Consider the following 11,883-nt stretch of genomic DNA (forward strand, 5'->3'; position numbering starts at 1 on the left):
GTCTAAGCCGCCTTGTCGTTTCGACGTTGCCAGCGCGGCTGGGGGCGGAGATAGTTTTTGGGAGGTTGAGGCGATAGCCGCTGGCCGCTGGCGTCGTAGCGCTCGGGCCACAGTTCATGCGGTTCACAAGCGAGAGCAGCAGCTATCGCCACCTCGCCAAGCGAGTTCGGCTCCCAGAGAGTTCGGGAAGCCGTACCGAGTGGGAGCTTGTGCCGGCGGTCGACGTCAAGCAGGACGTAACCGGCTGTAAAGAGATCGGCTTTGATCTTGGCCGAGCGTGCAATCGGGTCCATAGTGGCTCCGGTGTTGAAAGGGAGGCCCTGACCGGCCTCCCTTTCTTCGAGGTTTGTTTTCGTTAGCTAGCGGAGAATGTCCAAAAAATTGGACGTTGTAAAGTGTGATTACGCAAAAAGCTCCAAAAAATTCTACCCCCGAGAATGATGGTGATGCGCCAGCTGAGGCGATGGCGAGAGCTCGTGGCGAACTCCCCGATATCGAGAGGCAACTTGCTGAAAAGATTGAGATGCTTGCGGAGTATGCGGGCGGCCGAAAGGTGGCGGCTAAGGCGATGGGCGTCTCCGTAACGACCCTGGACAATTACCGGTCAGGAGCAACGCAGCCCAGATTTTTGGAGCTTTTGAAACTTGCAGCTGCGGCAAATCACAACGTGGAGTACCTGCTCGCAGGCACCGGCTTTTGGACCCTCCTTTCACCGCAGAACGATGAGGAAGAGAGATCTGACCTACCGGCGACGCAACTCAGCGAACGGATGATCCAGATGCCGCGCTATGATGTGCGCGCATCGGCAGGGGCCGGCGCGCTGGTGGTCTCCGAAGATGTCAGCGAGTACTTCTCGGTCGGAAGGAACTGGCTTAGCAGAAATCTCCCACCTTGGGCGCCGCCGAATGCCGTCGTCGGAGTTTTGGAAGGCGCCGGCGATTCAATGGAGCCCACCATTCGCGATGGCGACCTGGTAATGGTCGTACAGAACGTGGACTGGCGTGTCGTCGAGCGCGGCGGTATCTTCGTCTTCTCCCTTGACCATGATCGTTTGCTGTTGAAACGCCTGCAGGTGCTGAACAACGGCGACCTGCGCATCATTTCGGACAACAAAGCATACGAACCGGACCTGGTGCCGTTCGGCGACATCGAGCATCGTGTGCGGGTGCACGGCCAGGTGTTTTTCGCTGGCGGCAAGCCGAGGAGCTACTAGCCAGAAGAGACCGCCTGTTAATCAAGCGAGGAACATTTTCCTCGCCTGCTTGACTCCTGACAGATCGCAAGAACAAAATAGGAACATTCTTGGGCTGGAGGTGTTTCTATGAAGCGAGTGCAGAAGTTCGTCGTCATTGCGTTCCGTTTGATCAAAGGACGTCTGTTGATCGCTGAAATGCGTGAGGCGCGCGGGGGAGAGGCGAGCGCAATCCGCTTGGCAGAGATGATGTCTCAAAACTGGGCCGGGGCGGCTGCATTCGAGGTTCATGTCGAAGAAGAGAGCGGCGATATGCATGCGCCTCGTCTGCTTGCGGCGTTCGGCTCGGTTCCTGATCTCGACGAGGCTATGGAGGCTGCGGCTTGATGCCGACACCCGTTGACAATTACCGGGTCGAAATCTGGTCTGCCGACGAGGGCGAGCGCTTGGAGGTGCTCGCCCAATCGTCCGACAATTTTCTAAGCCAGGCTGCCTGGAATGAGGCCTGTGAGCGGTTTCCCGGAGTACTACTCGTTCACTACAACAATCGGTTCGTCATGCAGCGGCGCAGAGCCGGCGAGCTGAACCCGTCAAAATCCTCACAACAGTGAGGCGGCCGGGCGGGCGCCGCACCCGGCCGATGGTGTCAGGCGCGCACATTCGATCCGCCTGGGCGATCTCCCCGAATGGTACCGTCTGGGTGCGATGTGTTCTCGATGCCGGCACCTGGGCTGGCTCGATCGGCAGCGGATCGAAAGGCGGTTCGGCAAGAACCGCTTTGTGGTGACGATGGAACCCTTGCTGCGCTGCACGTCATGCGACAACCGTTATGACAATGACTTCAAGATCGCCAAAATGCGCCGCTGATCGGCGACAGCAAACATCCAAGTTCGGCGACCAACGTCATCGGTCGTGATCCCTTTGATATTGCGTAATATTCTGCCGTTTTCGCCTAAGTTGGACGCATCATCCAAGTTTATTTTGGTTTTTTCCGTAGTGGCGAGCGTCGCGCGGGTATCTCGCCGGATCGGCGCCTCGCGCCTCAAGGCCAGTTTTCTGCGGGTTTGAAGGCGGGTCGAAGGTTTCTCAAAGGCCGTTAACAAATCCGGCTCTGTGTTGCCGCCGCCTCGCTCGCTTTGCAGTTCTGGTCAGTTCGTCTAAAACCACACGTCAAACTGAACGTCTCTGCCACCGTCGCTCAATCGCTTGAGATTGCAGCACTTTTCGCCAGTTCCCGGCCATTCCCACTTATTCCCGGATTTCTAAGACCCGGTGTCAAACTACATCGGGAATGACGAATGTTCTGAAACGCTTTCGCCAATCGCCAGCGGCTTTGAGAGTAGCTGTCGTTCGCGTCGGTTTCGATGACCCCCGTTGTTCACACCAACGGTTTTAGGGATCGCTGTCATTCGCAGCGCCCCTGATGCAAAGCCGGGCATGGACAATCGGCGAGACCATCCACGCGTCTCGTCATTCCCGGCCGCGTGAGCGACCGCAGGGAGCGGAGCGTGTCGGGAATCCATGCCGGAACGCCGGTGAAAACAGCGACGGCTCAGAACGGGCAAAAAGCGGAACGCGGGCCTGAGGCCGGCGGAACGGTGATGAAGACAGCGGCGGTTCGGATGTGTTGGAGATGCGCGACACGCAATAGGGCGGCGCGGCGAACGGTTGCGCGTGAGCGACCCCGAGGAGCGGGGCATGTCGGGAATGACGAGGCGTTCCTGCCTTCGGCAAGCGGTTGAATGCAAGAGATAGTTTCCCACCGCGACGGGCCAGCCCGCATGCAAAAAGGCCCCCGGCGGGGATGCCGGAGGCCTTGAAATGGTATCGGGTCTTTTCCCGCCGGAGCGGGAAGAGGTCGGACCGGATCAGTGCCAGTCGCGGATGTCGACGAAGTGACCGGCGATCGCGGCAGCCGCGGCCATGGCCGGCGACACCAGATGGGTGCGGCCCTTGAAGCCCTGGCGGCCCTCGAAATTGCGGTTCGAGGTCGAGGCGCAGCGTTCATGCGGCTTGAGGCGATCGTCGTTCATGGCCAGGCACATCGAGCAGCCCGGCTCGCGCCAGTCGAAACCGGCCTCGATGAAGATCTTGTCCAGTCCCTCGGCCTCGGCCTGCGCCTTCACCAGGCCCGAGCCCGGAACGATCATGGCGTTGACCGTCGCCGCCACCTTCTTGCCCTTGGCAACGGCGGCAACGGCCCGCAGGTCCTCGATGCGGCCATTGGTGCAGGAGCCGATGAAGACGCGGTCGAGCTTGATGTCGGTGATCTTCGTGCCGGCGGTGAGGCCCATGTAATCGAGCGCGCGCTTCTTGGAGTTGCGCTTGTTCTCGTCCTCGATCTCGTCGGGGTTCGGCACGACGCCGAGCACCGAGGTGACGTCCTCCGGCGAGGAGCCCCAGGTGACGATCGGCGGCAGCTTGGCCGCGTCGAGCACCACCACCTTGTCGTAATGGGCGCCTTCGTCGGTATAGAGCGTCTTCCAGTAGTCGAGCGCCATGTCCCAGGCCTCGCCCTGCGGCGCGCGCGGCTTGCCTTTGACATAAGCGAAGGTGGTCTCGTCCGGCGCGATCAGGCCGGCGCGGGCGCCGCCTTCGATCGACATGTTGCAGATGGTCATGCGGCCTTCCATCGACAGCGCGCGGATCGCCTCGCCGGCATATTCGATGACATAGCCGGTGCCGCCGGCGGTGCCGATCTCGCCGATGATGGCCAGGATAATGTCCTTGGCGGTGACGCCTTCCGGCAGCTGGCCGTCGACACGCACCAGCATGTTCTTGGCCTTGTTCTGGATCAGCGTCTGGGTGGCCAGCACATGCTCGACTTCCGAAGTGCCGATGCCATGCGCCAGCGCGCCGAAGGCACCGTGGGTGGAGGTGTGCGAATCGCCGCAGACGATGGTCATGCCGGGCAGGGTGAAACCCTGCTCGGGGCCGATGATGTGGACGATGCCCTGGCGGCGATCCTTCTCGGAATAATATTCGACGCCGAAATCGGCGGCGTTTTTCGCCAGCGCCTCGACCTGGATGCGGCTTTCCTCGTTCTTGATGCCGTTCACGCGGTCGGGCGAGGTCGGCACGTTGTGGTCGACCACGGCCAGCGTCTTTTCCGGGTGACGGACCTTGCGGCCGGCCATGCGCAGGCCCTCGAAGGCCTGCGGGCTGGTCACTTCGTGCACGAGGTGGCGGTCGATCCAGAGCAGGCAGGTGCCGTCGTCCTGGCGGTCGACCACGTGTTCGTCGAAAATCTTGTCGTAGAGGGTGCGCGGTGCGCTCATGTGCGTAAATCCGTCGATGTGAAGCAGGAAGATGCGAAATGCGCGCCGGCAAACGGGCGCGGCCGGCTACTAGCTAAGTCGGCTGGTCGGCGTACCGGAAATGCGGGCGAAAAAACGCGCGGGCAGGCGCTTCTTGTCCTGCAGCACGAAGCCCTTATAGGCCGGATCGCCGAAAAGCTCTTCCATCGCCCAAGGCTCATATCAAGAATCCATCCGGTCGGCAATTGCGCCTGCTCCGGTCAAAAATAAGCCCGAAAGCTCGATTGCCCTGACCGTCGTATCGAGGGGTGTCACATGGTCGATCGTCGCACTGTCCTGAAATCGATGGTGCTGACCGCTTGTCCGGCACTGTTGGCGCGGCCGGCGGCGGCTTCGCCGGCGCAATCCTGGGGCATGAAACTGGTCGACGCGGGGCTCGCCCAGGTCGGCGTGACCGTTCTCTACGATCCGGCCTATGTGCGGCTCGACTATCCGGGCGGCGACGTTCCGGTCGAGCGCGGCGTGTGCACCGACGTCGTGGTGCGGGCCTATCGCCACGCCTTCGGCATCGACCTGCAGCGGCTGGTCAACGAGGACATGCGCGCCGGCTTCTCCGCCTATCCGAAAATCTGGGGCCGCAAGCAGCCGGACCGCAACATCGACCATCGCCGCGTTCCCAATCTGGAGACCTTCTTCAGGCGAAAAGGTGCGGCTCTGGATGTCGTCGACGACCCGAAGGCCTATCGTCCGGGCGATCTGGTGACCCAGCGCCTGCCCGGCAACCTGCCGCATATCGCCATCGTCACCGACCGGATGACGCCGGACGGCCAGCGGCCGCTGGTCGTCCACAATATCGGCGCGGGCGCCAGGGTGGAGGACACGCTGTTCGCCTTCCGCCTCAACGGTCATTTCCGCTTTCCGCCCAATGCCTGAACGGCTTTAGCCGGCCGCTTCGCTAAAGCACCTCGAAGACGAAGGTTTTCACCAGCGCGTCCGGGTCGGCGATCGCATAGCAGCGGAACCACGGGCTTTCCTCGAGCGGCCGCCATTTGCCGGCCCGTTCCAGCTCGGCGAAGACGTTGCGAAAGCCGCCTTTGTCCAACACCTGGTCGCGCACGGTGAAGATGGCGTGGCCGCCGCTTTTGGTGATGCGCACCAATTCGTGCAGGCCGGACGCCGGCGCGTGGCCGATGGTGAAGACGCCGGTGGAGAAGAAGGCGCGGAAATGCCTGTCGGGCCAAGGCAGCGGGCCGCCGAGCATCGCCTTTTTGAGCTCGCCATAGGCCTGCCGGCCGGCGGCGACCTTCAGCATGTCATCCGAGAGGTCGAGCCCGACGAGGTCGTGATAGCCGAGCGCCCTGAGCTGCGGGCCGGTCAAGCCGGTGCCACAGCCGGCGTCGAGCAATGGCCCCTCGCCCGCCGGCACGTAACGTGTGACCCAGGCGGCGATCAGGAACGGCAGCAGATAACCCAGCGAGGCGGTTTCGCTGTCATAGCTCGCCGCCCAGGCCGCATAGGCGTCGCCGAGCGCTTCAGGCGAGCCGGCGCCGTAAACGGAGTCCAGCGCCACATGCGCCTTGTCGGTATCCATCGCCATGTCTCCTCCCCTGGTCGGGCCAGCGTGGGAGGGAACGGCGTCGGCGTCAACCCGGAGCCTTCGCTCTGAAATTTGCTCGGCGCTTCACAGCGAGCAGCGGGCAAACCCCAAGATCACGACGCCGGGCGCTGGCTGCGTCGCATGCGTTGTTCGAGAGCCCTCAGGGCAAGCGACAGGCTAACGGTGAGGGTGAGATAGATATAAGCGACGATCGAATAGGTCTCGAAAAAGCGGAACGAGCCGGACGCGTAGATCTTGCCCATCTGGGTGATGTCGGCGACGCCGAGCACCGAGACCAGCGAGGAATCCTTGGTGATGGCGATGAAGTCGTTGCCGAGCGGCGGCAGGATGACACGCACCGCCTGCGGCATGACGATCAGCCGGAAGCGCTGGCCACGGCTGAGGCCGAGCGCCTTGGCGGCTTCGATCTGGCCGATGTCGACCGACTGGATGCCGGCGCGGAAGATCTCGGCGATGAAGGGCGAGTAGCCGAAGGCGAGCGCGATGATGGCGCGCCACAAAAGCGATACCTCGCGCACCAGGAGCGCGTCGATGTAGCCGGCCTGCTGCAGCGGCAGGGTGACGAAATTCCAGCCAGCGACGAAGGCCGGGACGCCGGCGAAGGCGATCCAGAACAACAGCACCAGCACCGGGATGCCGCGCATGATCTCGACATAGAAGCGGGCGATCTGCCTGAGCCAGATCGAGCCCGACAGACCCATCAGGGCGATGCCGAGGCCGATCGTCGCCGCCAGCAGGAAGGCGATGAGCGCGACCAAGATGGTGATGCCGATGCCCTGCACGACGGTGCCGAAGACCTGGGCATAGATGTCGCTGGTGAAGATCGCGATTGCCGCGACGACCGCGATGGTGGCCGCCGCCGCGAGCCACCAGGGAAATTCCTTGGCCTGCTTGCCGGATGCGGGCGGGATCAATGTCGCGGCTCGCCGAACGAGGACGGCAGCGTCTCGAAGCGATCGAGGATGGCAACGACCTGGCGGCCGCCCTCGGACAACGAATAGACGACGCCGCGCGGGAAGGCGGAGACTTGATCGCGTTCGACCAATCCACGCCGCAACAACCCGTCCAGCCGCTCCGACAGCACTTTCGCGGTGATATTGGGCAGGCAGGCCATCAGCTCGCCGTGCCGCCTGGCGCCGGCCGAGAGATGCCACAGCAGCAGCGCGTTCCAGCGGTGCCCGAGGAAGGCCAGCCAATCCTCGACCGGGCACAGGTCCGGCCGGCGCGGCATGGGCGTCTCAGGGCTGGCTGAGGCAATCGCCGGTTCGGTCATGTTGGGTTCCCGTTTGGATAGTTCTGAAACGACATGGTTCTGTTCTCGAAACAGGAGAAAGCCAATGTCAAGGAAAGTCTATCGACCCGCGCAAATGAACGGCACTTTTGCGGCTCTGCGCAATGCCGGCAGGCTGGAAGAGCTGCTTTCGCTCTACGAGGACGACGCGCGGTTGCTGGTCGATGCCAGCGGCGCCAGTCTCACCGGCAAGGCGGCGATCGCGACGGAATTGCGGAAACTCATCGAATTGCCGGGCACGATGGCGTCGAACAACACCTTCTGCGTCGAGCATGGCGATCTGGCACTGCTGCGCGCCGATTTTTCGTTGGCCGATGAAAATGGTGCGGTCATCCATTCCGGCTTCACCGCCGAAATCGTGCGCAGGCAGGCTGACGGCAGCTGGCTCTACGCGGTCGATCACGCCGGCGCCAGTCGCTACGGCGCCGCGGGCGGTTAAGCGCCGGCCCCGCCAGACGACGGAGCCGGCTGCGGCCTGTTACTGGCCGATCTTGTAGTCGAGGAACCACTTCTTGTTCAGCGCGTCGATCGTGCCGTCGGCCTTGAGCGCGGCGATCGCCGCGTTGACCGGCTTCACCAGATCCGAGCCCTTGGCCAGGATAAAGCCGAAATCCTCGGTGCCGAGCGGCCCGCCGATGAGCTTCAGCTTGCCTTCGGAAGCCTCGACATAACCCTTGCCGGCGGTGCCGTCGGTCAGCACCACGTCAACGTCGCCGGCCTTGAGCGCCTGCACGGTGGCGCCGAAGGTCTCGAACAGCTTGATGCGCGGGTTGTGTTCATTGCCGTCGAGTACGGAATAGACGGCGGTGTAGAAGGGCGAAGTGCCCGGCTGCGCGCCGATCAGGCCGTCCTTCAACGCGGCGAAACTCTTGGCCTCGGTGAAGCGGCTTTCGTCGCCGCGCACCAGCATGAACTGCTCGTTGCGCATATAGGGGTCGGAGAAATCGACCTTGGCCTTGCGCTCGTCATTGATGGTGATGCCGGTCATGCCGATGTCGTACTGCTTGTCGGCGACGGCCTGGATCATCGCGTCCCAGGAGGTGTTCTGGTATTCGACCTTGAAGTTCAGCCGCTTGGCGATTTCGTTCATGAAATCATATTCCCAGCCGATCTGCTTGCCGGACTTGGGATCGACGAACTGCAGCGGCGGGTAGGCGTTTTCCGTCACCACCACGACCTTCTTGCCGGCGAGATCGGGCAAGGTCTGGGCGTTGGCCGCGAACGGCGCGAGAAGGCAGGCGGCAATCGCGGCCAGCACGAGTTTCGATCGGATCATGGTACTTCCCCCGGGAAATGGACCGCGCGGGTTCGGCGGTCGAAAAGGATCGCGCCGACATTAGCCTTCTGGCGCGGCCTTGCAAGCCGCCGCGCTGCGCCCGGCAGGAGGAAACTGGAAATCGATACCCAGGAATGGCGGAATCGGGGACGATTTATCTCCCGATCCCGCAGCCTTACTCCGTCTCGACGGTCTCGGCTTCCGCAACGCGCAATTGGCCGATCAGGGCATTCAGCGTTTCGCGCAGGCCGGCGAGCTCGGCCGGGGCGAGCGGCACGCGGCAGGCGAGTGCGGCTTGCACGCCGCTGGCGGCGGTACGCAGCGCCTCGCCCTGCGCGGTCGGCTCCACCAGCACGCGGCGTTCGTCGGCGGGGTCGCGGCGGCGGCTGATCAGCCCGCCCGCCTCCATGCGCTTCAGCAGCGGCGTCAGCGTGGCCGGATCGAGGCCGAGCGTATCGCCCAGTTCGCCCACCGTGCGCGGCGCCTTTTCCCACAGCGCCAGCATAGTGAGGTATTGCGGATAGGTGAGACCGAGCGGCGCCAGCAGCGGCCTGTAGAGCTTGGTCATCAGGCCGCTGGCCGAATAGAGCGCAAAACAAAGCTGCCGGTCGAGCCGGGGCGTTTCGGCCCGGCCCGGCGCAGCTCCATGCTCGATCGTGCCCGTCACGTTCAACCGGCCTGGACCGACAGGGCGACGTCGACATTGCCCTTCAGCGCATTGGAATAGGGGCAGACCTTGTGGGCGGCGGCGACAAGCGCCTCGGCAGCGGCCTGGTCGAGGCCCTTGGTTTCAGCGGTGAGCGCGGCGCCCAGCCGGAAACCGCCCTCGCCGTTCGGGAGAAGATCGATCTTCGCCGTCACCGCGGCGTCGGTGAGCGAAAGCTTCTGCTTGCCGGCGATGAAGCGCATGGCGCTTTCGAAACAGGCGGAATAGCCGGCGGCGAAAAGCTGCTCGGGATTGGTGGCGCCGCCCTTGCCGCCCAGTTCCTTCGGCATGGCAAGGTCGAGGCTGATCAGGCCGTCCGAGGACTTAACATGGCCGGCGCGGCCGCCGACGGCGCGGGCTTCGGTGGAATACAATGCGGACATCGTCATCTCCAATTAATTTGTGTACAAATCATTAGTGTACAAAATAATGCGAGTCAACCGCTCTTTCGTAATTCCAGACCGCGTGAAAGCGGTCGCAGGAAGCGGTACGCAGCTTGTCAATCGGAGACTTATCGAGGTCCGAGGGCACACATTACCGAGGCCGTTCAATTGGCGGTTCCACCCCGAGGGTATCATCACGCAAGTGAAATAATGAATCCCAATCAAGGGCTTAGTCGATTAAGGCGTTGATTCACTTGACTTTTTGATGAAAATGTACCACTTATGCCCGTGGCGGGAAACGCTGGGAGAACTTCGGGCCGGATCCTAGATGCGGCAGTTGGACGGACGGTCCCCCTCGGGATGGGGGCCTACACGCCGCCGATGGTAACGAAGCCAGGGCCCGCCGCTTTCATATTTCGTAGCCGTAAAATCGAAAGATTTTCTTTTGCGCATCTGTGAGGCGTAGCGTCCAGTTCTTCCACGGCAACAATGTAATGCCGAATCCTGCATGTCGGCCGTCCGCTCTCGACGCCACTCGGTCTTTAAGAGCTTCCGCGTATTCGGTATTCCACTTTTTCGTTCCAGCGTTTGCTGCTTGATAGAAGGCGCTCGCAACAACGTCAGCAATCTGACAACCTGCGTTTTTGTTGTGCTCGATCACCTCGATCAAACGATGATCGAGGACTCTAAAATCGGGAACATTGGCCGACTGATATATTCGACCATTTTCCGCCTGGTTAGCGAGAAGGTGTATGTACGTTTCGACGTGACGGTAGGAGTGCCCGCCACGCTTCGAAAATACTAGTTTGACGTGTTTGGGTTCGCCAGTTTCGTAGATCGAACGCCGCGCACACCATTGGCTAACTCGTTCGAGCAAAACGCGGATGCAGTAGTTGTAGAAGTAGTTATGCTTATGCAGTGAAACCGCCTCTGCTTGAGGGTTGCGATATCCTCGCATGTTCTTCTTGTTTGAAGCGATGACGAAAAAGCGCAAATTCGCTGCGGCTAAAGCTTGGCAGACGGGTAGCTTCTTATGTTCGACCAGATTTCGAAAATGCAAGTCGGGGCTTTGCGTGGAAAAAACTGACTTCTTAATCGACTGTACGAGAGGCACCAATCCGGGTTCATTAGTAGCACGCACAACCGTACAGCCGACCGTGAACCATTCGCTCGCCCCGTTCGGATCTATTGGTGCAACAGTTTTGATTCCAGGATCACCAGCTTCATCGAAATAGGCAACGAAGTATGGGTCCGGTACACTCCCCCCAGAGCTCATCTTTTATGAAAGACGACCGATAACGAAAAGAGTCAAGTGGATACGGCGCGTGAGGTTACTCGTCGCCAAAACGAAAAAGGCGGCCGAAGCCGCCTTTTCCAAACCTGTATTTGTCCGAAGATCTTATTCGGCGGCCGTGGCTTCAGCAGCGGCGGCGGCCTTCTTCTCGGCGGCTTCCTGTGCGGCCTTCTCGGCAGCCAGAGCCTCGGCGGCGGCGACCTTCTCGGCCTCGATCTTGGCCTTCTCGGCGGCGAGCGCCTCGCGCTCCTCGTCGTTCAGCTTGCGGGCGCGCACGCCGGTGTTCTCGGTAATGCGAGCCGACTTGCCGCGACGGTCGCGCAGGTAATAGAGCTTGGCGCGGCGCACCTTGCCGCGGCGGACGATCTCGACCGCTTCGATCATCGGCGAGTAGACCGGGAACACGCGCTCCACGCCTTCGCCGTAGGAAATCTTGCGGACGGTGAAATTCTCCTGGAAGCCGGAGCCGGAGCGGGCGATGACGACGCCCTCATAGGCCTGCACGCGGGTGCGGCTGCCTTCGGTGACGCGCACCTGGACGCGCACGGTATCGCCGGGCTGGAATTCGGGAAGCTTGCGCTTGGCTTCGATCTTGGCGACCTGTTCGGCCTCGAGCTGACGGAGGATATCCATCTTAACAATCCACTTCTTGTTCTTCCGACAGTCAGAGCGCCCTACGCTCGCCTTGCAGTTCCTGAAATCGACTTCCGGGACCGCTCGGTTATGCCCTTCATCCGAGGATGTCAGGCAGGGGCGACTACACCGCCATAGTTGACGGGTCCGGACGATGCTTGTCCGGTTCGGCGCGGCACATAGCGCTATTTCGCGCTCTTGTCACCTGTCCAACGCTATTTTTTAGCGTGGCC

Annotated in this window: 15 protein-coding genes; 5 read left to right on the forward strand and 10 right to left on the reverse strand. The window is 61.9% G+C overall.

What is annotated here, in order from left to right:
• Nucleotides 1-2: 2 nt before the first annotated feature.
• The gene (locus FZF13_RS10510; protein ID WP_036254983.1) at nt 3-293 is read right to left on the reverse strand and encodes a helix-turn-helix domain-containing protein; all 291 of its coding nucleotides are present in this window, start codon (nt 291-293) and stop codon (nt 3-5) included.
• A 104-nt stretch (nt 294-397) separates the two neighbouring features.
• Here FZF13_RS10510 and FZF13_RS10515 point away from each other — a divergent pair, with 104 nt between their 5' ends.
• The 3 genes from FZF13_RS10515 (at nt 398) to FZF13_RS10525 (ending at nt 1,803) form a co-directional block, all read left to right on the forward strand.
• Entirely contained in the window at nt 398-1,213 is an 816-nt protein-coding gene (locus FZF13_RS10515) for a S24 family peptidase (RefSeq protein ID WP_137900345.1), read from the forward strand.
• A gap of 108 nt (nt 1,214-1,321) precedes the next feature.
• Entirely contained in the window at nt 1,322-1,579 is a 258-nt protein-coding gene (locus FZF13_RS10520) for a hypothetical protein (protein ID WP_024923205.1), read from the forward strand.
• Nucleotides 1,576-1,803: a hypothetical protein gene (locus FZF13_RS10525; protein ID WP_137900344.1), complete on the forward strand. Its 228-nt coding sequence runs from the start codon at nt 1,576-1,578 to the stop codon at nt 1,801-1,803. Before FZF13_RS10520 ends, FZF13_RS10525 begins: the two co-directional genes overlap by 4 nt.
• 1,257 nt (nt 1,804-3,060) lie before the next feature.
• Here the strand turns inward: FZF13_RS10525 and leuC are convergent.
• Nucleotides 3,061-4,470, reverse strand: coding sequence for a 3-isopropylmalate dehydratase large subunit (gene leuC / locus FZF13_RS10530; RefSeq protein WP_024923203.1), 1,410 nt, complete (start codon nt 4,468-4,470; stop codon nt 3,061-3,063).
• A 294-nt stretch (nt 4,471-4,764) separates the two neighbouring features.
• Between leuC and FZF13_RS10540 the strand changes: the two genes are divergently transcribed.
• Complete coding sequence (locus FZF13_RS10540) at nt 4,765-5,382, forward strand: DUF1287 domain-containing protein (protein ID WP_024923202.1); 618 nt, start codon at nt 4,765-4,767, stop codon at nt 5,380-5,382.
• Nucleotides 5,383-5,404: 22 nt separating this feature from the next.
• On the opposite strand, the gene FZF13_RS10545 is transcribed toward FZF13_RS10540, so the two are convergent.
• The 3 genes from FZF13_RS10545 to FZF13_RS10555 form a co-directional block, all read right to left on the reverse strand.
• Nucleotides 5,405-6,040 (reverse strand): class I SAM-dependent DNA methyltransferase, encoded by a 636-nt coding sequence (locus FZF13_RS10545; RefSeq protein ID WP_024923201.1) that lies wholly within the window; start codon nt 6,038-6,040, stop codon nt 5,405-5,407.
• A 119-nt stretch (nt 6,041-6,159) separates the two neighbouring features.
• Nucleotides 6,160-6,981: an amino acid ABC transporter permease gene (locus FZF13_RS10550; RefSeq protein ID WP_161773062.1), complete on the reverse strand. Its 822-nt coding sequence runs from the start codon at nt 6,979-6,981 to the stop codon at nt 6,160-6,162.
• Nucleotides 6,978-7,340 (reverse strand): winged helix-turn-helix transcriptional regulator, encoded by a 363-nt coding sequence (locus FZF13_RS10555; RefSeq protein ID WP_024923199.1) that lies wholly within the window; start codon nt 7,338-7,340, stop codon nt 6,978-6,980. Before FZF13_RS10555 ends, FZF13_RS10550 begins: the two co-directional genes overlap by 4 nt.
• A gap of 64 nt (nt 7,341-7,404) precedes the next feature.
• Between FZF13_RS10555 and FZF13_RS10560 the strand changes: the two genes are divergently transcribed.
• Complete coding sequence (locus FZF13_RS10560; RefSeq protein ID WP_036254985.1) at nt 7,405-7,797, forward strand: YybH family protein; 393 nt, start codon at nt 7,405-7,407, stop codon at nt 7,795-7,797.
• A gap of 39 nt (nt 7,798-7,836) precedes the next feature.
• Here the strand turns inward: FZF13_RS10560 and FZF13_RS10565 are convergent, their stop codons facing one another.
• From FZF13_RS10565 to rplS, 5 genes are all read right to left on the reverse strand, one after another.
• Entirely contained in the window at nt 7,837-8,634 is a 798-nt protein-coding gene (locus tag FZF13_RS10565) for a transporter substrate-binding domain-containing protein (protein ID WP_024923197.1), read from the reverse strand.
• Nucleotides 8,635-8,809: 175 nt separating this feature from the next.
• Nucleotides 8,810-9,301 carry a MarR family winged helix-turn-helix transcriptional regulator gene (locus tag FZF13_RS10570; RefSeq protein WP_024923196.1) on the reverse strand — a complete coding sequence of 164 codons (492 nt, stop codon included), beginning with the start codon at nt 9,299-9,301 and terminating at the stop codon, nt 8,810-8,812.
• A gap of 2 nt (nt 9,302-9,303) precedes the next feature.
• Nucleotides 9,304-9,723 (reverse strand): organic hydroperoxide resistance protein, encoded by a 420-nt coding sequence (locus tag FZF13_RS10575; protein WP_024923195.1) that lies wholly within the window; start codon nt 9,721-9,723, stop codon nt 9,304-9,306.
• 409 nt (nt 9,724-10,132) lie between these two features.
• Complete coding sequence (locus tag FZF13_RS10580) at nt 10,133-10,999, reverse strand: DUF3800 domain-containing protein (RefSeq protein WP_081766829.1); 867 nt, start codon at nt 10,997-10,999, stop codon at nt 10,133-10,135.
• 123 nt (nt 11,000-11,122) lie between these two features.
• Nucleotides 11,123-11,650, reverse strand: a complete 528-nt coding sequence (gene rplS, locus FZF13_RS10585) for a 50S ribosomal protein L19 (protein ID WP_024923194.1) — start codon at nt 11,648-11,650, stop codon at nt 11,123-11,125.
• Nucleotides 11,651-11,883: the final 233 nt, after the last annotated feature.

This window comes from Mesorhizobium terrae (genome assembly GCF_008727715.1).
GTDB lineage: Bacteria > Pseudomonadota > Alphaproteobacteria > Rhizobiales > Rhizobiaceae > Mesorhizobium > Mesorhizobium terrae.

Excerpts from the sequence above, each read along its gene's own strand:
- FZF13_RS10580 (WP_081766829.1), bottom strand. The coding sequence starts at position 10,999 with ATGAGCTCTGGGGGGAGTGTACCGGACCCATACTTCGTTGCCTATTTC.
- FZF13_RS10540 (WP_024923202.1), top strand. The coding sequence starts at position 4,765 with ATGGTCGATCGTCGCACTGTCCTGAAATCGATGGTGCTGACCGCTTGT.
- leuC (WP_024923203.1), bottom strand. The coding sequence starts at position 4,470 with ATGAGCGCACCGCGCACCCTCTACGACAAGATTTTCGACGAACACGTG.
- FZF13_RS10575 (WP_024923195.1), bottom strand. The coding sequence starts at position 9,723 with ATGTCCGCATTGTATTCCACCGAAGCCCGCGCCGTCGGCGGCCGCGCC.
- FZF13_RS10520 (WP_024923205.1), top strand. The coding sequence starts at position 1,322 with ATGAAGCGAGTGCAGAAGTTCGTCGTCATTGCGTTCCGTTTGATCAAA.
- FZF13_RS10545 (WP_024923201.1), bottom strand. The coding sequence starts at position 6,040 with ATGGATACCGACAAGGCGCATGTGGCGCTGGACTCCGTTTACGGCGCC.
- rplS (WP_024923194.1), bottom strand. The coding sequence starts at position 11,650 with ATGGATATCCTCCGTCAGCTCGAGGCCGAACAGGTCGCCAAGATCGAA.
- FZF13_RS10510 (WP_036254983.1), bottom strand. The coding sequence starts at position 293 with ATGGACCCGATTGCACGCTCGGCCAAGATCAAAGCCGATCTCTTTACA.
- FZF13_RS10560 (WP_036254985.1), top strand. The coding sequence starts at position 7,405 with ATGTCAAGGAAAGTCTATCGACCCGCGCAAATGAACGGCACTTTTGCG.
- FZF13_RS10555 (WP_024923199.1), bottom strand. The coding sequence starts at position 7,340 with ATGACCGAACCGGCGATTGCCTCAGCCAGCCCTGAGACGCCCATGCCG.
- FZF13_RS10565 (WP_024923197.1), bottom strand. The coding sequence starts at position 8,634 with ATGATCCGATCGAAACTCGTGCTGGCCGCGATTGCCGCCTGCCTTCTC.